The sequence below is a fragment of the Porphyrobacter sp. ULC335 genome, assembly GCF_025917005.1.
Lineage (GTDB): Bacteria > Pseudomonadota > Alphaproteobacteria > Sphingomonadales > Sphingomonadaceae > Erythrobacter.
Genome location: NZ_CP078091.1, coordinates 2,175,985 through 2,196,926, shown reverse-complemented (window position 1 = coordinate 2,196,926; position 20,942 = coordinate 2,175,985). Strand labels below are relative to the sequence as shown.

The window sequence follows — 20,942 nt, the reverse complement described above, 5'->3', positions numbered from 1 at the left end:
CCGCTATCCCCGCTGAGCCGCGACAGCCAGCCCGCGCGCCAGCAGCGTAAGGCCGCCAAAGTAAGTCAGCCAGGAGAGCCAGCCCCACGATCTCGGACCTGTCGATGTGGTCATGTCCACCACTACGATCGCATCAGACAGGAAGAAGATAGCGTAACCCAGCGCCACTAGCGCCAATGGCAGCGTACTGCGCGCCGCCAGCGCGGTGGCGATGGCCGAGAACAGCGGGAAGATTGCGAACAGCGGCGATCCGCCGAGCTGCCACACTGTCACCAGAGTTGCCAGCGCCAGAGCCAGCACCACACCCGCCAGCGCCAGCGCAGGGCCCTTGGCCTGCTCGCGCGGATCAAGCTGCGCAAAGGTGCTCGCCGCGACCAGATGTGCGGCGGTAAAGACCACGCCCGAGGCAATCGCCTGTCCCACGGCGAGCATCAGATCGGCGAACCAGATCAAGGCGAAGGTCACCGCGAGGCGCTGCAACCGCGTCCCGCGCGTGGCGAGAAAGGTGCTCAACACCAGCGCGCCGGTCGCCGCGCACTTCCAGCTGACGACCAGTGCGCCCGGCAGATCGGCAAGAAACGTGAAGGCGAGCCCTGACCTCGCGGCCGCACCGAACCAATAGCCTGTGCCCAGCACAAGGCCGAGGAGCCACAGATTGCGTGCTGTTGAACTCTGATCCATGCCGCCCCCGACGCTGACGTCCGGGGTAAGCTAGAGCTCGGCGGGAATTATGGCAACGATCAGGCTCTTACCCCCGCCCGAGCTTTTCCAGCTTCGCCTTCAAGGCTGCCTCGTCGAAGGGCTTGACGATGTAATCGTCTGCGCCTGCGGCGATGCCGTCGTGGATGTCCTTGGCCTCGCCGTTCGAGGTGCAGAACACCACCACCGGCTCCTTGGGCGTGGGGATGGCGCGCAGCTTGGTGACGAATTCGATGCCGTCCATTTCGGGCATGTTCCAGTCGGTCAGCACCAGATCGGGCATGGATTGCTTGCAACGGGCGAGCGCTTCGTGGCCGTCCTGCGCTTCGACCGGCACATAGCCGAGGCTGAGCGCGATCTTGCTGGAGACCTTGCGGATCACCCGGCTGTCATCGACGATCAGACAGGTGCGGGTCGTTGCGGCGGGGGCTTCGCGGCCGGCGTAGCGATCGCGCATCGCCTTGGCGGCGGCGACGATTGCGGCGGTCTCATCGGGTTCGACCGAGGCCGGAGCGGCAGCAGGCGCGGCAGCAGGAGCAGCAGGTGCGGCAGGCGCGGCAGCGGCAGGCTTCGGCGCGGCGGCAGCCTCGGCTGCGCGCACGGCGTCTTCCTCGGCAGCTGCGGCCAGCATCGCCTCGTTCTGGGCGAGCTTTTCGGCCAGGGTCTTGCCGTCGCCGGGGGCGTGGCGGTTGGGGCCGGTGTTACGCTTGATAAGGTTCTGCACGGTCAGCGTCCCCCACCCATGGCGGCAAAGCCTGTTTCATAGGCCTGTGCGGCAAAATCGTCCGAATAGGGATCCTCGTCCAGCGTGCCGACGCCCTCACCCGGGGTCATGCGGATGTGCAGGTACGGCATCCAGACATCGCCGAATTCGGCCTTCTGGTACCACACGTCGAGCACGTCATAGCTTGCCCACATCCCGTCCGGTTCGCGCAAGCGGATGCCTTCGCCGATGCGCGGCACCGCAGCAAAGCGGATGCGGCTCTGGGTCTGGTGGGTCTCGTTCTGGATTTCGATTTCTATCACGGCGGGAGCCCTTTTTCGCAGGCCCGTGATAGGCGGGAAATGCTTTATGTTTTGTCAACGTGGCGAAGCAGGGGGCGGCGGCCTGCGCCGCCCCGCACGTCATTTCGTCGCAGAAACAGCCTTCTTGGGCGCGGCCTTCTTCTTGGCGGGTGCCTTTTTGGCCGCAGGCTTCTTGGCCGCCGCCTTCTTGGGAGCGGCCTTTTTCTTGGCCTTGCCCTTGGCCGGGCCCTTGGCGATCCGCGCGTCGATGAGTTCGATGGCAGCGGCCAGCGTTACGTCCTCGGGCTTGGCATCGCGCGGGATCGTGGCGTTGGTGGTACCGTCGGTCACATAGGGGCCATAGCGGCCCGGCATGACCTTGATCTCGCCGCCGCTGACCGGGTGCGCGCCCAGCGTCGCGATGGGTTCGGACGTGCCGCGTGAGGCCCCGCCGCGGTTGGCCGCCTGCGCCAGCAGATCGACCGCCCGGTTCATGCCGACTTCGAACACTTCACGGGTGTTGGTGAGCTTCCCGTACTTGCCATCGTGCCGCAGGTATGGGCCGTAACGCCCGATATTGGCTTCGATCTCCAGCCCCGTATCCGGATGCGCGCCGATGATGCGCGGCAGATCGAGCAGCTTCACCGCCCAGTCCAGATCAAAGTCGTCCAGGTCCTTGGGGATCGAGGCGCGCTTGGCTTCCTTGCCATCGCCCATCTGGACATAGGGGCCAAAGCGGCCGGTCTTGCGGTGGATGTCCTCGCCCGTTTCGGGGTGCTGGCCCATGACGCCGTCATCGGCCCCGCCCTCGCCCTCGCCGCCCGGCTGGGCGAAGCGGCGCGTGTATTTGCACTCGGGATAGTTCACGCAGGCCACGAACGCCCCGAACTTGCCGCCGCGCAGCGCGAGCCGGCCATTGGCGCGGCCCTCACTGGCGCAAAGCGGGCAAGCGCGCGGGTCGCTGCCGTCGTCCTTGGGCGGGAAGAGGAAGTCGGAGAGGTATTCGTCCAGTGCCTCGGTCACTTCCGAAGGCAGCTTCTCCATCACCTCGTCGGCCTTGGGCTTGAAGTCCTTCCAGAAGCGGGCGAGCAGCAGCTTGTAATCCTCGCGCCCGTCGGAAACGACGTCGAGTTCGTCCTCCATCCCCGCGGTGAAATCATAGGCGACATAGGTGGGGAAGAAGCGTTCGAGAAAGGCGGTCAGCAACCGGCCGGATTCCTCCGCGAAGAAGCGGTTCTTCTCCATCCGCACATAGGCGCGGTCACGCAGGGTCTGGATGGTCGAGGCATAGGTGGACGGCCGCCCGATGCCGAGCTCCTCCAACCGCTTGACCAGCGACGCTTCCGAAAAGCGCGGCGGCGGCTGGGTGAAGTGCTGGGTGGCATCCACGGCGCGCTTGGCCGGGCTGTCGCCTGCTTTCATCACCGGCAGCAGGCCGCTTTCATCGTCTTCCGCGTCGTCGAAGCCTTCCTGATACACTGCAAGATAGCCGGGGAAGCGGATCACCTGGCCGGTGGCGCGCAGCTCGTGCTGGCCGGTCGCGTCGCGGAAGGTGACGGTGGTGCGTTCCAGTTGCGCGGTCGCCATCTGGCTGGCCATGGCGCGCTTGAAGATGAGGTCGTAGAGCTTGCCCTCGTCACCCGCCCCGCCGCGTTCGCGGGTGAAATCGGTCGGGCGGATCGCTTCGTGCGCTTCCTGAGCATTCTTCGCCTTGGTGCTGTAAAAGCGGGGCTTTTCCGGAAGGTACGCACTGTCATACCGCGCCGCGATGGCATCGCGCAGCGCCATGATCGCGCCCGGGTCCATCTGCACGCCATCGGTCCGCATATAGGTGATCGCGCCCGCCTCATACAGGCTCTGGGCGAGCCGCATGGTGTGCTGCGCCGAGAAACCGAGCTTGCGCGCGGCCTCCTGTTGCAGGGTCGAGGTGGTGAACGGCGGCGCGGGGTTGCGCTTCAGCGGCTTGGTCTCGACGCCTTCGACCGTGAAGCGCCCGGCCTCCACGGCGGCCTTGGCCTCCATCGCAATCCCTTGCGCGCCGAGGCTCAGCTTCTCCAGCTTCTCGCCGCGGAAGCGCACCAGACGCGCATCGAACTCGGTCCCGTCGTGCTGCATCCGCGCAACGACGCTCCAGTATTCGTCCGCGCGGAAGGCCTCGATCTCGCGCTCACGCTCGACGATCAGGCGCAGCGCCACCGACTGCACGCGCCCGGCGCTCTTGGCACCAGGCAGCTTGCGCCACAGCACCGGCGAGAGCGTGAAGCCGAACAGGTAATCCAATGCGCGGCGCGCCAGATAGGCGTCGATCAGCGGCTGATCGAGCACGCGCGGCTTGGCCATCGCCCCCAGCACGGCGGTCTTGGTGATGGCGTTGAAGGTCACCCGGTCGACCAGCGCGGGCACGCTCTTGCGCTTCTTCAGCAGCTCCAGCACGTGCCAGCTGATCGCCTCGCCCTCGCGGTCAGGGTCGGTCGCCAGCACGAGGCGCGATGCGCCCTTGGCAGCATCGGCGATTTCCTTGAAGCGGCTCTGCTTGTCGCGGTAGAGTTCCCACTCCATTGCAAAGTCAGCATCGGGATCAACGCTGCCATCCTTGGGCGGCAGATCGCGGACATGGCCGTAGGATGCGAGAACCTTGAAGTCCTTGCCGAGATACTTCTCGATGGTTTTGGCCTTGGCGGGGGATTCAACGATGACAAGCTGCATAAGCTGAGAGAGGTGTCCTTACGTGTACGTACGCGCGAGGGTGGGGCGGCGCGGCGGGAAGCGTCAAGGGGATTTCCCTTCTACGTCACCCCGGACTTGATCCGGGGTGATGAAAAAGGTTTCACCCCGCCCTCCGGACTGCGCCGTCCGCCTCGCGCACCAGATCGCCCGCCAGTTCCAGTTCGAGCAGCGCCATGTGCACTTCCGCCGGACTGGCGCCGGATTGGCGGATCAGCTCGTCGATGCCGATGGGCGCGTTGGTGAGCAGGCCCGCGATATCGCCGCTCAAATCAGCCCGCGACTCCCCCCAGTCCAGCCGGGCGAGTTCGGCATAGTCGAACTCCGCCGACCCCTCGCTGACCCGGAAACGTGATCGCGGCGCGCCGGTGAAGCTTTGCAGCAGTTCGATCACTTCGTCCGGCGTCTGCACCAGCACCGCCCCTTCGCGGATCAGCTGGTTGCACCCCAAGGCGCGCGGATCGAGCGGCGAGCCGGGGATCGCCATCACCTCGCGCCCCGCCTCGCCCGCCAGCCTTGCGGTGATGAGGCTGCCTGATTGCGGCGCGGCCTCTACCACGAGCGTGCCGAGCGCCAAACCTGCGATGATCCGGTTGCGCGAGGGGAAATGCCGCCCGCGCGGCTCGGTGCCGGGGGGCTGTTCGGCGATCAGCAGGCCTTCGGTCGCGATGCGCTCCTGCAAGGCGACGTGCTGCGGCGGATAGGTGATGTCGATCCCGCTCGCGATGACGCCGATGGTCTGCGGGAAAGCACCTTCGTGCGCCGCGCCGTCGATACCGCGGGCAAGGCCCGAGACCACCGTGAAGCCCGCCTCGGCCAGCCCTGCGGCAAAGTCGCGTGCCAGCTTGACCGCCGCCGCGCTGGCATTGCGCGCGCCGACCAGCGCAACACAGGGCGCGCTGGCGAGTGCCAGCCTCCCCCGGCAGGTGATGATCGGCGGAGCGGAGTCCAGTTCGGCCAGCAACGCGGGGTAATCCGGCTGATCGTGGAACAGGTAACGCGCGCCTGCGCGGCGAACCTCGCTGACCTCACGCTCGATCATTTCAGCGTTGGCAGGCCGGTATGGCCCCCTCCCCCGGCTGGCGAGATCGGGCAAGGCATCGAGCGCCGCCCCGGCCGTGCCGAACCGCGCGAGGAGCTGCCGATAGCTGACCGGCCCGATGTTGGGCGAGCGCAGCAGGCGAATGCGCGCGAAAGCTTCGGCTTGGGTGAGTGTGAGTGCGACCTCTTCCTTCACTTTCGTCATCCCAGCGAAAGCTGGGACCTAGGGCGGCAAGCGCTGCCCTGTGTGGCCCTAGGCCCCAGCTTTCGCTGGGGTGACAATGAAAGGGATGAAGGGGAAGTCACGATGCCTTGCCTGAGGAACCCACCTTCGGCTCCTCCCCGCGCATCAGCCGGCCGATATTGGCGCGGTGTTGCACCAGCACGATGGCAGCAATCGCGATCAGCGGCGCAATCACACTGGGGTAGCCCAGCCCCCACGCCACGAGCGGCGCGGCGACAATGGTGACCATCGACGATACGGAGGAAATGCGGCTCACAAACAGCGTGATCGCCCAGATCGCGGCACAGGCCAGCATTGCCGGCCAGGCGAGCGCCAGCAGCGCGCCAGCGGCGCTTGCAAAACCCTTGCCGCCCTTGAAGGCGAGCCACGGGGTGAAGCAATGTCCCGCGACTGCCGCAACCGCCGCAATGCCTTCGGTCCCGGGCCAGAACGTTTTGGCGACCAGCACCGGGATCACCGCCTTGGCCGCATCGAGCAACACGGTCGCCGCCGCCAACCCCTTGTTGCCGGTGCGCAGCACATTGGTCGCGCCGATGCTCCCGCTGCCAATATTGCGCACATCGCCAAGGCCGGCGGCGCGGGTAAGGATCAGGCCGAAGGGGATCGAGCCAAGCGCAAAGCCAAGCAGGGCGGCGAAAACGGGTTCCATCGCGCTGTAATAGCCGCGCAAGGCGATTCGTCTAAACCTAAGTGAGGCTTGGATGGCTAAGGTGCCCGATTACGGTCTGACCATACTTTCGTGCCGTCGCGCGTACCGCTACGCTGATCGCCATGGATGCGAATGATGTGACCGATCGGCTGACCGAACGCGAAAAGGAGGTGCTGCGCCTGTGGCTCCAACACCGGACCGCCAAGGAGATCGCAATCGACCTCGGCATTTCGCACCACGCGGTCGAAAAGCGGCTGAAGATGGCGCGCACCAAGCTGGATGCCGGATCATCGCTCGAAGCGGCGCGGATGCTCGCGCAAAACGAGGGGTACGGCCAGGCGGTACCCCGCTTGCCGGACCTCGAAACACCCGCGCAATCCGGGAAACAATGGCGGACCAGACACCTTGTCACAGGAGCCGCAACCATGAGCATTTTGTCCGCCGCAGCAATCATCCTGTTCTCCCATTCAGGCACGGCAGAAATGGCCCTGAAGCCGGGCGACCTGCTGCTCGTCGCGCCCGTCACCTTCGAACAATTGGACACTGATCGTTCGGGCTATCTCGAAGGCAACGAGGCGCCCCCGCTCATCCGGGCAAGCGGCAACCCGACCTACACCCCGAACGGCAATGGTACCGCCGAATTGGCCGGCGACGCGTTTCAGATCGACACGGGCGCGCTGCGTGACGGCTTCTACGCGCAGGCCGACACCGATGGTGATGGCAGGATTTCACCGCGCGAATACGCAACTTGGGCCAAACCCGCACAGCGCGAGATCAAGATCGAGAACAATCTCGAGCCGATTTTCGACAAGCTCGACGCGAACGGCAGCGGGTACCTCGAAAGCCCGGAATCGCCTTTCATCGACCTTGCCCTGCTCGACCCCGCTTTTCCGGTCGAAGCCGGGCAGGACCACAACGGCAATGCCGTGCTCGGCGACGGCACCGACCCGGCGCAGGTCGCCGAATTCTACGCCGCTTCCGATACCGATGACGACGGACGTGTGTCCTTCCGGGAATACTACACGTGGAGCGAGGCCAGGCTGGCCGAACTCGGCGTCGAAGTCAGCAGCGTGCTAAAGGCGTTGCCTGCGCCAAAGAGTTGACCCGAACAGGTAGCTCGGCCATCGCCGCCGCACGATGGCCGATCCCACCTCCCCCATTCTGCTGTTCGATTCCGGCGTCGGCGGGCTGACGGTGTATGACGCGCTGCGCGCCGTGCTGCCGGATGCTCCGGTGATCTACGCCGCCGACCTGGCCGGGCTGCCCTATGGCACCAAGACCGAGACGCAGATTGCCACCCGGGTGGCCGGGCTGCTGGGGCGGATGGCGGAGCGGTATCAGCCGCGCCTCGCCTGTATCGCCTGCAACACCGCCAGCACCATCGCGCTGGGCATGGTGCGCGATGTACTGGAAATCCCGATCGTCGGCACCGTGCCTGCCATCAAGCCCGCCGCATCGATGACGCAGACCGGCACCATCGGTCTGGTCGGCACAGATGCGACCATCCGGCAGCGTTATGTCGACGACCTTGAGGCGCAGTTCGCCAGCGGCAAGCGGTTGCTGCGCGTGGCCGCCCCCGGACTTGTCGCCGCCGCCGAGGCCAAGCTGCGCGGCCAGCCGGTCGATCCGGCGCTGATCGCGGATGTCCACGCGCGGCTGACCGCAATGGTGGACGGCGCACCGATCGACACGCTGGTGCTCGCCTGCACCCACTTCCCCTTGCTGGCCGACGAGCTGGCCGCCGCCTTCGGCCCGCAGGTCCGCCAGATCGACGGCGCACAGGGCATCGCGCGGCGCATCGCCCACCTGCTCGAAGGGCAGAGCTTCGCCGCGCCCCACCCCAACCGCTTCGTCGTCACCGGCCCTGTCACCGGCGCAGACGGCCTTGAATCGGCGCTGGCGGCCCGCGGCTTCGGCGCGGCAGAGGCGTTCTGATTTTCGCATGACCGCTTGCGAAACACTCGCAAAGATCGCTGTGGCAAAAGCTTTTGCCCGCTCCTAAATATCCGCGAAACCAAGCGGCCACTGGCACGTTATGGCGGGATAGAAAAGCAAAGCAGGAACCCAGCGTCCGCTCCGGTGGCCGCTACAGGCAAGAGACGGCTTACGTGAACTACGACCAGATCTTCGATTCCGCGATTGACCGGCTGCATGAGGAAGGCCGCTACCGCGTCTTCATCGATATCCTGCGCAACAAGGGCGCCTATCCCAACGCGCGCTGTTTCCACGGCCACAATGGCCCCAAGCCGATCACGGTGTGGTGCTCGAACGACTATCTGTGCATGGGCCAGCACGACAAGGTGATCGGCGCGATGGAAGCCGCGCTCCACGATGTCGGCGCAGGATCGGGCGGCACGCGCAATATCGGCGGCAACACGCATCTGCACGTGCAGCTGGAGAATGAACTGGCCGACCTGCACGGCAAGGATGCCGCGCTGCTGTTCACCAGCGGGTATGTCTCCAACGACGCGACCCTTTCGACCCTCGCCAAGCTGCTGCCCGGTTGCGTGATTTTCTCCGACGAGCTGAACCACGCCAGCATGATCGCCGGCATCCGCAATTCGGGCTGCGAAAAGCGCGTGTTCCGCCACAATGATGTGGCCCATCTGGAAGAGCTGCTCGCCTCGGTCGATATCGACACGCCCAAGCTGATCGCCTTCGAAAGCGTCTATTCGATGGACGGCGATGTCGCCCCGATCCACGCGATCTGCGACCTGGCCGAGAAGTACAACGCCCTCACCTATATCGACGAAGTCCACGCGGTCGGCATGTACGGCGCGCGCGGCGGCGGCATTTCGGAGCGGGACAATGCCGCGCACCGGATCGACATCATCGAAGGGACGCTGGGCAAGGCGTTCGGCGTGATGGGCGGCTATATCGCGGCGAGCACCAAGGTGGTCGACTGCATCCGTTCCTACGCGCCGGGGTTCATCTTCACGACCTCGCTGTCGCCGGTGCTGGTGGCGGGCGTGCTCGCATCGGTACGGCATCTGAAAGAAAGCAGTGTCGAGCGCAACGCCCAGCAGCGCGCCGCAGCGATGCTCAAGCTGAAGTTTGCGGAGGCTGGCCTGCCGGTGATGGATTCTGTCACCCACATCGTCCCCCTGATGGTCGGCGATCCGATCCGCGCCAAGAAGATCAGCGACATTCTGCTCGCCGAATACGGCGTCTATGTGCAGCCGATCAACTTCCCCACCGTGCCGCGCGGCACCGAGCGCCTGCGCTTCACCCCAGGCCCGCACCACACCGACGCGATGATGGACGAGCTGACCGAAGCGCTGGTGGAAATCTGGGACCGGCTGGAGCTGGAGCTGGCGAAAGCGGCGTAAAAAACGCAACACTCGTGCGGCGATTTTGGCTTGCTTTCGATAGTCTTACGGATAGTTTGGTGCCCACTTGAGTAATTTGGGGGCACATCAATGACAACACGGTTTCTCGCAAGCGCGGCTCTCGCGCTGGCCCTAGCTGCGTGCGGCGGCGGTGATAGCGGTGGTGGATCGCCCCCGCCCACCGGCGGCGGTGGCGGAACGCCCACACCTTCCCCCTCCCCAACGCCCAGCCCGACTCCGACGCCGACCTATCAGACCTTCGCGCAGCTGACAGGCGTGCAGAACTTCAACGCCATCTGCAGCGGGACGCGCACGCGCAGCGCGCAGTTGCTGCCGCAAATTTCTTCAAGCTTCGGACAGGCGATCACGATCCAGTCAGACCGTGCCGCACCCAATTACGTGATCCGGACAGTCAGCCAATCGCCGGATGAGCGGTTTGAACTGAGCTTCGACCAGACCAATCGCGACACGACACCCAATACCGAGCGTTACAGCAAAGCAGGCCTCAACGGCTTTACCGATCGTTTCTCGGTCAACACTCCCCTCGGCAATGGCACGCCTTACGATTACGTGCGGTACGGGCAGGTCTCCACCCTCGTCTCGACCGATCCGAGAACGTTCTTCTGCGCATTTGGCGTGCCGACTGTGGTGACGGATGTCCCCGCCGCCAGCGTCACCTATCGCAACACCGTGATTTTCGGCAGTCTGACCCTGACCGAGAATAACGGCAATGGCGCACGCTCCACCTATGTGATGACACCCTCCGTCCTGACGCTGGTTGCCAATCCGGCGACCGGGCGGGTTACGATCAACCTTGATCTCAAGGGCCGCTTGGTCACCGGGTCGACCGTGTCGACCGAAGACACCAGCTTCGGTGTCTTCACTGGGTCGGCCGATGTCAGCGCGTCCAATGGCGGGTATAATGATCTGCTGCTGGCAACAGGCAATGTCGCCCGAGGCTCGATCGCGGGCGGCTTCTTCGGCCCGCGCGGACGCGAAGGGGTGTTGGCCTTCAATCTGGGCGACACCGACAATTCCAACCGCCAGCTGGTGGTCGCCGCCACCGCTTTCCTGCTGCCACAAAGCTGAACGCACGCGCTTCACACAGCGCCTCCCTTGCGCTAGCCGCTGCGGCGGTAGTGCAAGGGAGAGAGCATAATGGGCGGCACGCCTGACCAGACTTACGCCGAAATCGTCCTCGGGCGGCGGAGCATTCGCGGCTATCTCGACAAGCCTGTGCCGCGTGCGCTGATCGCGGACATCTTGGCGATGGCGATGCGCTCGCCCACGTCGATGAACACCCAGCCCTGGCACTTCCACGTCATCACCGGCGAACCGCTCGACCGCATCCGCAAGGGCAACACCGAGCGGATTCTGGCAGGCGAACCCGACAGCCGCGAATTCCGCCGGGGCGAGGCCTTTGCGGGCGTCCACCGTGACCGGCAGGTCGAGGTCGCCAAGCAATTGTTCGGGGCAATGGGGATCGAGCGTGACGACAAGGACGCGCGGCAGGACTGGGTGCTGCGCGGCTTCCGCCAGTTCGATGCGCCGGTGTGCGTGATCGTCACCTATGACCGCGAGCTTGGCGGCTCGGACGACACCGCCTTCGATTGCGGCGCGGTAACGACGGCGCTGGTCAACGCGGCATGGTCCAAAGGGCTCGGCTGCGTGATAAACTCGCAGGGCATCATGCAAAGCCCGGTGGTGCGCGAGCACGCGGGCATTCCCGAGGATCAGGTGATCATGAAAGCGGTCGCGCTCGGCTGGCCCGATCCGGACTTTCCGGCGAATGCCGTGGTGTCCTTGCGCAAGAGCGTGGACGAGGCGGCGCGGTTTGTGGGGTTTGAATAGGGCTGCGTTGCGGATCGGGCGTTCCGGTGTCTGAAGGCGAACCTCAATAGGTACCACCAGCAATCAGGTGGGAAGTTGCTCCGACACTCAATCTTGAGCGGCTTCATCACCTGCATGTTTCTGGCTGCGCAAAACACACCGCGCTTCAACAAGGGAAAAAACAATTCCGCTCAGAAGGCCACCGATGACGTAAATTGTTGTCGGGACTGTTTCGAACCTGATCCCGTTCAATCCAATGCCGAAGCCCCTCGACCAGTACTCGGGGAGAAAGGCCGCCACAAGCATAATGCTGGCCGCACCGCCAAGCGCGTCGACAAACAATCGACGGTTTGCTCCGGCCATTCGTATCGCGAACATACATCCGCCAAAAAGGATCGCGTAAGCCAGCTTGGCAGCAGGCGAAACTTCGTCAGCGACTTGAAAAGTGTCAACCAAGAGGTTCTCGCCGGCAGCAAGCGGCGAGAGTGACAAAAGCGCAATCGCGAGACTTGGCAGATAGACCGCCGTTGCCCAGCCGAGCACCCAGGCCCAGAACAGACATTTCGGTGTCAAACGCCGTAATGGTTTCATGAGGTTATTGTAGCGGCCATCGTTTCCGGAACAAGCCTCTCGAATGACCGCTACGGGGCGCAAGCCGAACGGCAGCTATTGGCGGGGGAAGATCCGCCAACGGACACGCCCCCCGCTCACCGCGGCAGTTCGCTCACCCCCATCAGCGCTTCGTCCACGGCGCGCGCGGCCTGACGGCCTTCGCGGATCGCCCAGACGACAAGGCTCTGCCCGCGCCGCATGTCGCCGCAGGCGAAGACGCCCGGCTCGCTGGTCGCGTAGCTTTCGGTATCGGCATCGACATTGCCGCGCGGGGACAGAGCCACGCCCGCCTGTTCGAGCAGGCCTGCCTTCTTCGGCCCGACGAAGCCCATCGCCAACAGGATCAGATCGGCCGGGATGGTGAACTCGCTCCCCGCCATTTCCTGCATCTGGCCGCCCACCCACTCGACGCGCACGCATTCGAGGCCGGTGACCTTCTCGCCATCGCCGATCACGCGCTTGGCCAGCACCGCCCAGTCGCGCTCCACGCCTTCCTGGTGGCTGGAGGAGGTGCGCAGCTTCATCGGCCAATCGGGCCAGGTGAGCGCCTTGTCTTCCTTTTCCGGCGGCTTGGGCATGATTTCGAGCTGCGTGACGCTGAGTGCGCCCTGCCGGTTCGAGGTGCCGACACAGTCGCTGCCCGTATCGCCGCCGCCGAGCACAACCACGTGCTTGCCGGTCGCCAGCAGGCTGCCGCGCGGGGCCGCGCGCAACTCGTCATCGCCGGCAACGCGCTTGTTCTGCTGGGTGAGGAACTCCATCGCCAGCCGCACGCCGGGCATCTCCGCGCCGGGGATCGACAGCGGCCGCGCATCTTCAGCGCCGCCCGCCAGCACCACCGCGTCGAAGTTCTCCTGCAAGGACTTGAACGAGATATCGACGCCGACTTCCTTGGAGGTTTTGAACGTCACCCCTTCCGCTTCCATCTGCTGGGCGCGGCGGTTGATGAGGTGCTTTTCCATCTTGAAGTCGGGGATGCCGTAGCGAAGCAGCCCGCCAAGGCGGTCCGACTTCTCGAACACGGTCACGGAATGTCCGGCGCGCGCCAATTGCTGCGCGCAGGCGAGACCCGCCGGGCCCGAGCCGATGACGGCGACCGACTTTCCGGTTTTCTTCGCGGGGATCTGCGGCTTGACCCAGCCTTCCTGCCACCCGCGGTCGATGATGGCGCATTCGATCGACTTGATGGTGACCGGCTGGTCGACGATGTTGAGCGTGCACGCCGCCTCGCAAGGCGCGGGGCAGATGCGGCCAGTGAACTCCGGGAAGTTGTTGGTGGAGTGGAGCATCGCCAGCGCGCGCTTCCAGTCCGCCTCGTAGACGAGATGGTTCCAATCCGGGATCAGGTTGTTCACCGGACAGCCGTTATGGCAGTACGGGATGCCGCAATTCATGCAGCGCGAGGCCTGACCCGCCAGCGTTCCCTCATCCGGCTGGATGACGAATTCGCGGTAGTTCTTCAGCCGTTCCTTGGGATCGAGATAGTCCCGCTCGCGACGGTCCAGCTCGAGAAATCCGGTTTCCTTGCCCATTTTACTGTCTCGTTCCTGAAATCTATTCGGCAGCGACGCTGGCGGCTTCGTGGCGCTCGGCCTCGAGCCGTTTCAACGCTGCGGCATAATCGCGCGGCATGACCTTGACGAAGCGCCCCAGCGCCGCGTCCCAATCGGCCAGCAGATCGCCCGCCAGCTTGCTGCCGGTGTGGAGCTGGTGGCGTTCGATCAGGATGCGCAGCCGCTCGGCATCGTGGCGCAGCATATCGCCCATGCCGAAGTCGTTGACCGAGCGCGGACGCTGGGCCGGACGGCCTGTCCCTTCTTCGGCATCCGGCGCGGCGGCGATGGGTAGCAGATCGACCTGCGCATGGTTGACGAGGTCCTTGAACGCGCCCTCGGGGTCATAGACATAGGCGATGCCCCCGCTCATGCCGGCTGCGAAGTTGCGTCCGGTCTTGCCGAGCACGACCACCACGCCGCCGGTCATGTATTCGCAGCCGTGGTCACCGGTGCCTTCGACCACCGCAATGGCGCCCGAATTGCGCACCGCGAAGCGTTCGCCCGCGACACCGTTGAAGTAGGCCTCGCCCGCAATCGCGCCGTAAAGCACGGTGTTGCCGACGATAATGTTGTCCTGCGCCGCGCGCGGGGCCTCGGCAGGCTGGCGCACGATGATGCGCCCGCCCGACAAGCCCTTGCCGACATAGTCATTGGCATCGCCGACCAGATCGAGCGTCACCCCGTGGGCCAGCCACGCGCCGAAGCTCTGGCCCGCAACGCCGGTGAGGTTGATGCGGATGCTATCGGTCGGCAACCCCTCGTGCCCATGCGCCTTGGCGATCTCGCCCGAGAGCATCGCGCCGACCGTGCGGTTCACATTGCGCACGTCATAGGCAAGCTGCACCGGCTGCTTGGTGTCGATGGCGGCGCGGCAATCGGCGATCAGGCGGTTGTCGAGCGCGCCTTCGAGGCCGTGTTCCTGCACCCCGCGCTGGCGCAGCGATGCGCCGTCCTTGAGCTTCACCTGATGCAGGATACGACCGAGGTCGATCCCCCGCGCCTTCCAGTGGCGCTCCATCCGGCGGGTGTCGAGCAGGTCGACGCGGCCGACCATCTCGGCGACGGTGCGGATGCCCATCTCGGCCATGATCGTGCGCAGTTCCTCGGCGACGAAGAACATGTAGTTGACCACATGCTCCGGCTGGCCGGTGAAGCGCGCGCGCAGCACCGGGTCCTGCGTGGCAACGCCGACGGGGCAGGTGTTGAGGTGACACTTGCGCATCATGATGCAACCGGCCGCGATCAGCGGTGCGGTGGCAAAGCCGAACTCGTCCGCGCCGAGCAGCGCGCCAATGGCAACATCACGCCCGGTGCGCAGCCCGCCATCGACCTGCACCGCAATCCGCTCGCGCAGATCGTTGAGCAGCAGCGTCTGCTGGGTCTCGGCAAGGCCGATCTCCCACGGCGAGCCCGCGTGGGTCAGCGAGGTCAGCGGCGAAGCGCCCGTCCCGCCATCATAGCCCGCAATCGTCACGTGATCCGCGCGCGCCTTGGAAACGCCCGCCGCGACCGTGCCGACGCCCACTTCGGACACCAGCTTCACGGAGATGCGCGCGACGGGATTCACGTTCTTGAGATCGTGGATCAGCTGCGCGAGGTCTTCGATGGAATAGATGTCGTGGTGCGGCGGCGGCGAGATCAGGCCCACCCCCGGCGTCGAGTGACGCACCGCGCCGATGCGCTTGTCGACCTTGTGACCGGGCAGCTGCCCGCCCTCGCCGGGCTTTGCGCCCTGCGCCATCTTGATCTGGATATCGTCCGAATTGACGAGATATTCCGTCGTCACGCCAAACCGGCCGGAAGCCACCTGCTTGATGCGGCTGCGCATCGAATCGCCGTTGGCCATCGGCTTGAAGCGGAACGGTTCCTCCCCGCCCTCGCCCGTGTTCGAGCGTCCGCCGATGCGGTTCATCGCGATTGCCATGGTCGAGTGCGCTTCGTGGCTGATCGAGCCGAGGCTCATCGCGCCGGTCGAGAACCGCTTCACGATTTCCGCAGCCGGTTCGACCTCGCCCAGCGGAATCGGCGTGGCGGCCTTCTTGAATTCGAGCAGACCGCGGATCGTCAGCAGGCGCTCGGACTGCTCGTTGATGCTTGCGGCAAACTCGGCGTAGTTCTTGGGATCATTGCCGCGCACCGCGTGCTGCAACTGGGCAACGTTCTGCGGCGTCCAGGCGTGCTCCTCGCCGCGGAGGCGATACTGGTAGATCCCGCCAACATCGAGCATCCCGTCATACAGCGGATTGTCGCCGTAAGCCTGCCCGTGGCGGCGCAGCGCTTCCTCGGCGACTTCGGCAAGGCCGATGCCTTCGATGGTGGTGGCGGTGCCGGTGAAGTACTTCTCCACGAAGGCGGTCGACAGGCCCACCGCGTCGAAAATCTGCGCGCCGCAATAGGACTGGTAGGTCGAAATGCCCATCTTGGACATGACCTTGCGGATGCCCTTGCCCACGCCCTTGATGAAGTTCTGCTGCACCTTGGTGGCAGGCAAATCGGCGTGGCGCTTCACCCGCAACGCTTCGATGGTTTCGAAGGCGAGATAGGGGTTGATTGCTTCCGCGCCGTAGCCTGCAAGCACGCAGAAGTGATGCACTTCGCGGGCCTCGCCGGTCTCGACCACGAGGCCGGTCTGCATGCGCAGGCCCTGACGGACGAGATGGTGATGGACGGCGGCGGTCGCGAGAAGCGCGGGCATGGGCACGCGGTCTTCGCTCTGCCCGCGATCGGACAGGACGAGGATGTTGTGATCCTGCAGCACCGCCTCGGTCGCGGCCCAGCACATTTCCTTCAACGCCATCTCAAGGCCTTCGGCCCCGCTCTTCGCGTCCCATGTGATGTCGATCGTCGCGCAGCGGAACGCGCCGTCGAGCGCTTCTTCCACCGAACGGATCTTGGCGAGGTCCTCGTTGGTGAGGATCGGCTGATCGACTTCGAGGCGCTTGTGCGTCCCGGCATCGCGGCCCAGCAGGTTCGGGCGCGGGCCGATCATGCTGGTGAGGCTCATCACCAGTTCCTCGCGGATCGGATCGATCGGCGGGTTGGTGACCTGCGCGAAGTTCTGCTTGAAATAGTCGTAGAGCAGCCGTGCACGGTCCGACAGGACGGCAATCGGTGTGTCGGTGCCCATTGACCCGATCGGATCATCGGCATCCACCGCCATCGGTTCGAGGAAGCGGGAGATGTCCTCCTGCGTATAACCGAAGGCCTGCTGGCGCTGGAGCAGCGTGCCTTCTTCCGCCGGGATCGCCGCCAGTTCGGGCACCACATCGGTGATGTCGGCCAGCTTGTACTGCGCCTGATGCAGCCACTCGGCATAAGGCTCGGCATTGGCGAGATCGGCCTTGAGCTCGTCATCTTCGATGATGCGGCCCTGATCGAGGTCGATCAGCAGCATCTTGCCCGGCTGGAGCCGCCACTTGCGCACGATGTCGGCCTCGGCGAACGGCAGGACGCCGCTTTCCGAAGCGAGGCAGACAATGTCATCCTTGGTAACGCAGAAGCGCGCGGGCCGAAGCCCGTTGCGGTCCAGCGTCGCGCCGATCTGGCGGCCATCGGTGAAGCACACCGACGCGGGACCGTCCCACGGTTCCATCAGCGCGGCGTGATATTCGTAGAACGCCCGGCGCTCGGGGCTCATCAGCGCATTGCCGCTCCACGCCTCGGGGATGAGGATCATCATCGCGTGGGCCAGCGAGTATCCGCCCGCAATCAGCAGTTCGAGCGCGTTGTCGAGGCAGGCTGTGTCCGATTGCCCATGCGGGATGATCGGCCACATCTTGTCGAGATCGGGGCCGAGCAGCTCGCTTTCCATGGTGCGGCGGCGCGCGTTCATCCAGTTGACGTTGCCGCGCACCGTGTTGATCTCGCCATTATGGGCGATGAAGCGGAACGGGTGGGCCAGACGCCAGCTCGGGAAAGTGTTGGTGCTGAACCGCTGGTGGACGAGGCCGAGCGCCGACACGCAAGCCGGATCGCGCAGGTCGTCGTAGAAGCTGCCCACCTGCGTCGCCAGCAGTAGGCCCTTGTAGACCAGCGTACGGGTCGAAAAGCTCGGGATATAGGTCTCGGTCACGCCGGGCAGGCCGTGCTTTTCGGCGAGCTGCGCCAGCGGGTTCTGCACCTGCTTGCGGATGGTCAGCAGCTTGCGTTCAAAGGCGTCCTGATCGGCGCAGTTCGCCCCGCGCGCGATCACCGCCATCTGGATCACCGGCATCGAGGCGATCACCGCAGCGCCGAGGCCGTCCTGCGTGGTCGGCACATCGCGCCAGCCGATGAAGCGTTGGCCTTCCTTGGCGGTAAAGGTCTCCATCCGCTCCTTGACGAAGACGCGGGCGGCCTCGTCCTGCGGCAGGAAGCACATGCCGATACCGTATTCACCGGGGGCGGGCAGATCGTGGCCGTTCGCATCAGCCCAGCCGCGAATCAGCGGATCGGGAATCTGAATCAGAATCCCCGCGCCGTCACCCAGCAGCGGGTCGGCACCCACAGCGCCGCGATGATCGAGATTCTCGAGAATTTCGAGCGCGCTGGCGATGATTCCATGGCTTTTCTCGCCCCGGATATGCGCAACCATGCCGACACCGCAGGCGTCGTGTTCGTTGGCGGGGTCGTAAAGACCCTGGGAGGAGGGATATCCCATGGCAAAAGTCCGATCTGTCAGATGCCGACAGGCGCGAACCCGAGGGCATGATCGCTCATGCAGGGAACACGCCTGATGGCAGGTCACTCGGGCGGGCCCAGGCCTTGATCAAGGTCCGCGCTTGCCCGTTTTCGGGCCCCTCATGCCGACAGGAAGCTGGTTTGGCAATGGGTTTGCGCGAAGTATTATTTCTCGCAGACCTATTCAAACTATTCTTAGATTGCGCGCTGTGCAAACCCGGTCAGGGTTGGTTGCAGCTTTTGCGCGCACTGCCCCGATCGGGCTTTCGTTCAGGCCGCACCGCGCCCCATGCTGCGGGGCGTGTTGAGCTGGGCGAGTGCCGCGCGCAGCGGCTCGTCGCGGGCCTTGAGCGCCGCATTGACGGTCGCATCCCCGCTCAGGGCGGCAAGTGCCTTCAGCGCCTCGGCCAGAGAGGCTTCACGGGCGGCGAGATCGGCCCCGCTCAGCGTCCGGCTGGGCGGCGTGGCGCGGTGTTCGTGGAGGGCTCCGGCGAAGCGTTCGACCATTTCGACGAGGCTCAACTCGCTCGGCGGGACGGCGCGCAGACGGGCGAGCGCTGCCGTGCCGGGCTCCGGCGGGGAGACCACCGCGCGCAGGGCGGGCGCACGCGGGGGGCTGACGGGCTCGGCCACAGGTGCGGGTTCTTCAACGGGCGAAGGCTTGGCGACGGGCAGTTCCTCGACCCACACGGCGTTGCGGGTCGGCAGTTCGGCAAATTCGGACAGGTCGAGCGCGACCGGAGCCGGCGGAAGGTCCGACACAGGCGCAGGTGCAGGCTCGGGCGCAGCTTCAGTCTCGGGCGCAGGCTCGGGCTTGGCCGCGGTCGCATCAAGGTCTGCATCGCGCCACGCGGGCGTGGCGAAGGGCATGGTCTCGATCGGGTCATCGAGGCTCTTGCTGCCAAGATCGCGGACCGGATCAATCGGGCGCATCCGGCGCGCGGCAGCCTTGACCAGCGAGGTTCCGGCCGACGCCCGCTGCGCACGGCTGTGCATGTCGGCCGCCACCGCGAACAAGCCAACGCCCAGCAGCAACGCGGCGATCAAAGCCAGCAAGGGCTGCGGAAGAACATCCCAGGTCGAGAGCAGCGTACCGCCCACGGCCTGTTCGACCATCGCACCGGGCAGCACCACCACGACCAAACCACCGAGCAGCCCGCCCCACAACCCCAGCAGGGGCGCAAATGCCTTGTGCGACGCCAGCTTTGCTTTGCTACGGTCCTTCGACACGCTGCGCTTGCGCTGCTTCGACCGACCCTGCTGCCCCAGCTTCATGCAAAATCACCCCGTTATCGCGGCGACGCGCTGTGTGCTGTCGCCTTGGTTCCGAGCTAGCAAGAGATGGTAAACAGAGAGATAATGCCGCGCATTTGCCGCCCAGTCGTGGCGGGTGCGGACATGGGTAACGGCGCGGTCCTTCATTGCGTCCCAGCCCTCGCGCGCATCGAGCAGGCGGGCGAGCGCGGCGGCACAGGCGGCGGGATCATCGGGCGGGAACAGCGTTCCGGTTTCGCCATCGGTGATGAGTTCGCGGTGCCCGCCGACCGATGACGCGGCCACCAGCCGCCGCTGCGCCATGGCTTCGAGCGGCTTGAGCGGCGTGACCAGATCGGTCAGACGCTGGCGCTTGCGCGGATAGGCGAGCACATCGACCAGCGAGTAATAGCGTTCGACGGCGCCGTGCGGCACGCGGCCGGTGAAGATCACCGCTTCCGGCTCTGGCAGCGCAGCCGCCGCCGCGCGCCAAGTGGCGTCCATCGGCCCTGCCCCGACCAGCAGCAGCCGCGCTTGCGGATGCGTTTGCCGGAGCAGCGGCATGGCCGCGATCAGATCGTCGACGCCCTCATAGGCATAGAAGCTGCCAATATAGCCGATCACCGGAGCGCCCGGCGCAATGCCCAGCTCTGCCGCCAGCGTATCATCGCGCGTGGGCGGATCGCCGAACAGGCCCAGGTCGACGCCGTTGGGCATCACATGAATGCGCTCGGCCGGAATGCCGCGCGCGGCCAGATCATCCTTCAACCCGTGGCAAATCGTGAACAGCGCGTCCGCCGCCTTGGCCACCCGCGTTTCGAGCGCGCGGGTCAGGCGGTATTTGAGATTGCCCTCGGTGCCTGAAAGATTGCCGACCGCAGCATCCTCCCAGAAAGCGCGGATTTCGTAGACGAAGGGAAGGCCCAGCGCCCGCGCCGCGCGCTGCGCCGCCGCGCCGCACAGCGCGGGGGAATGGGCGTGGATGATGTCGGGGCGCCACTCCTGCGCAAGCGCGTGGATCGATGAAGCCAGCGCCTCGATCTCGCCCAGCTCGCGCAGCGGCGGCGGGCCTGACGGCGTGCCGGGGGTGCGGTGGAAGATCAGCCCGTCCGCCTCCTCGGGCGAGCCGTTCAGCGCAGCCTCCAGATTGTGCCGCTGTCCGGTGATCCCGCGCACCTCAAGCCCGTGCCCCTCCTGCGCCTTGAGGATAGCGCGGGTGCGGAAGGTGTAACCGCTGTGGAGCGGCAGCGAGTGATCGAGGACGTGGAGAACGCGGGTCATGCCCGGTGCCTATCGCAGGCGTGCTTAACGCCGCGTCAACTGGCTGCGGGTAATGCTGC

At 65.5% G+C, this 20,942-nt stretch carries 16 protein-coding genes; 5 read left to right on the top strand and 11 right to left on the bottom strand.

What is annotated here, in order from left to right; translation table 11 throughout:
• Nucleotides 1-3: 3 nt before the first annotated feature.
• The 6 genes from KVF90_RS10430 to plsY all read right to left on the bottom strand — a co-directional run bounded on the left by KVF90_RS10430 (nucleotide 4) and on the right by plsY (nucleotide 6,362).
• The gene (locus KVF90_RS10430) at nucleotides 4-681 is read right to left on the bottom strand and encodes a lysoplasmalogenase family protein (RefSeq protein WP_264391517.1); all 678 of its coding nucleotides are present in this window, start codon (nucleotides 679-681) and stop codon (nucleotides 4-6) included.
• Between the two features lie 67 nt (nucleotides 682-748).
• A complete protein-coding gene (locus tag KVF90_RS17395) occupies nucleotides 749-1,423 on the bottom strand; it encodes a response regulator (protein WP_319641018.1) in 675 nt (224 codons plus the stop codon).
• A 2-nt stretch (nucleotides 1,424-1,425) separates the two neighbouring features.
• On the bottom strand, nucleotides 1,426-1,725 hold the full coding sequence (locus KVF90_RS10420) for a hypothetical protein (protein WP_264391516.1): 300 nt from the start codon (nucleotides 1,723-1,725) through the stop codon (nucleotides 1,426-1,428).
• A 99-nt stretch (nucleotides 1,726-1,824) separates the two neighbouring features.
• Nucleotides 1,825-4,410 (bottom strand): type I DNA topoisomerase, encoded by a 2,586-nt coding sequence (gene topA, locus KVF90_RS10415; protein WP_264391515.1) that lies wholly within the window; start codon nucleotides 4,408-4,410, stop codon nucleotides 1,825-1,827.
• A 121-nt stretch (nucleotides 4,411-4,531) separates the two neighbouring features.
• Nucleotides 4,532-5,674, bottom strand: coding sequence for a DNA-processing protein DprA (dprA, locus tag KVF90_RS10410; RefSeq protein WP_264391514.1), 1,143 nt, complete (start codon nucleotides 5,672-5,674; stop codon nucleotides 4,532-4,534).
• 97 nt (nucleotides 5,675-5,771) lie between these two features.
• Nucleotides 5,772-6,362: a glycerol-3-phosphate 1-O-acyltransferase PlsY gene (plsY, locus tag KVF90_RS10405; RefSeq protein WP_264394476.1), complete on the bottom strand. Its 591-nt coding sequence runs from the start codon at nucleotides 6,360-6,362 to the stop codon at nucleotides 5,772-5,774.
• 122 nt (nucleotides 6,363-6,484) lie between these two features.
• On the opposite strand from plsY, the gene KVF90_RS10400 reads away from it, so the two are divergent.
• The 5 genes from KVF90_RS10400 to KVF90_RS10380 all read left to right on the top strand — a co-directional run bounded on the left by KVF90_RS10400 (nucleotide 6,485) and on the right by KVF90_RS10380 (nucleotide 11,542).
• On the top strand, nucleotides 6,485-7,465 hold the full coding sequence (locus KVF90_RS10400) for a LuxR C-terminal-related transcriptional regulator (RefSeq protein WP_264391513.1): 981 nt from the start codon (nucleotides 6,485-6,487) through the stop codon (nucleotides 7,463-7,465).
• Between the two features lie 34 nt (nucleotides 7,466-7,499).
• Entirely contained in the window at nucleotides 7,500-8,297 is a 798-nt protein-coding gene (gene murI / locus KVF90_RS10395) for a glutamate racemase (RefSeq protein ID WP_264391512.1), read from the top strand.
• 173 nt (nucleotides 8,298-8,470) lie between these two features.
• On the top strand, nucleotides 8,471-9,691 hold the full coding sequence (hemA, locus tag KVF90_RS10390) for a 5-aminolevulinate synthase (RefSeq protein WP_264391511.1): 1,221 nt from the start codon (nucleotides 8,471-8,473) through the stop codon (nucleotides 9,689-9,691).
• A 90-nt stretch (nucleotides 9,692-9,781) separates the two neighbouring features.
• On the top strand, nucleotides 9,782-10,780 hold the full coding sequence (locus KVF90_RS10385; RefSeq protein ID WP_264391510.1) for a hypothetical protein: 999 nt from the start codon (nucleotides 9,782-9,784) through the stop codon (nucleotides 10,778-10,780).
• A gap of 69 nt (nucleotides 10,781-10,849) precedes the next feature.
• Nucleotides 10,850-11,542 (top strand): nitroreductase, encoded by a 693-nt coding sequence (locus KVF90_RS10380; protein WP_264391509.1) that lies wholly within the window; start codon nucleotides 10,850-10,852, stop codon nucleotides 11,540-11,542.
• A gap of 87 nt (nucleotides 11,543-11,629) precedes the next feature.
• Here the strand turns inward: KVF90_RS10380 and KVF90_RS10375 are convergent, their stop codons facing one another.
• From KVF90_RS10375 to KVF90_RS10355, 5 genes are all read right to left on the bottom strand, one after another.
• A complete protein-coding gene (locus tag KVF90_RS10375) occupies nucleotides 11,630-12,112 on the bottom strand; it encodes a hypothetical protein (protein WP_264391508.1) in 483 nt (160 codons plus the stop codon).
• 116 nt (nucleotides 12,113-12,228) lie between these two features.
• Nucleotides 12,229-13,665 carry a glutamate synthase subunit beta gene (locus KVF90_RS10370; RefSeq protein ID WP_264391507.1) on the bottom strand — a complete coding sequence of 479 codons (1,437 nt, stop codon included), beginning with the start codon at nucleotides 13,663-13,665 and terminating at the stop codon, nucleotides 12,229-12,231.
• Between the two features lie 22 nt (nucleotides 13,666-13,687).
• Entirely contained in the window at nucleotides 13,688-18,328 is a 4,641-nt protein-coding gene (gltB, locus tag KVF90_RS10365; protein ID WP_264391506.1) for a glutamate synthase large subunit, read from the bottom strand.
• Between the two features lie 290 nt (nucleotides 18,329-18,618).
• Nucleotides 18,619-19,623: a hypothetical protein gene (locus KVF90_RS10360; protein WP_264391505.1), complete on the bottom strand. Its 1,005-nt coding sequence runs from the start codon at nucleotides 19,621-19,623 to the stop codon at nucleotides 18,619-18,621.
• 6 nt (nucleotides 19,624-19,629) lie between these two features.
• On the bottom strand, nucleotides 19,630-20,883 hold the full coding sequence (locus KVF90_RS10355; protein ID WP_264391504.1) for a TIGR04063 family PEP-CTERM/XrtA system glycosyltransferase: 1,254 nt from the start codon (nucleotides 20,881-20,883) through the stop codon (nucleotides 19,630-19,632).
• Nucleotides 20,884-20,942 lie beyond the last annotated feature (59 nt).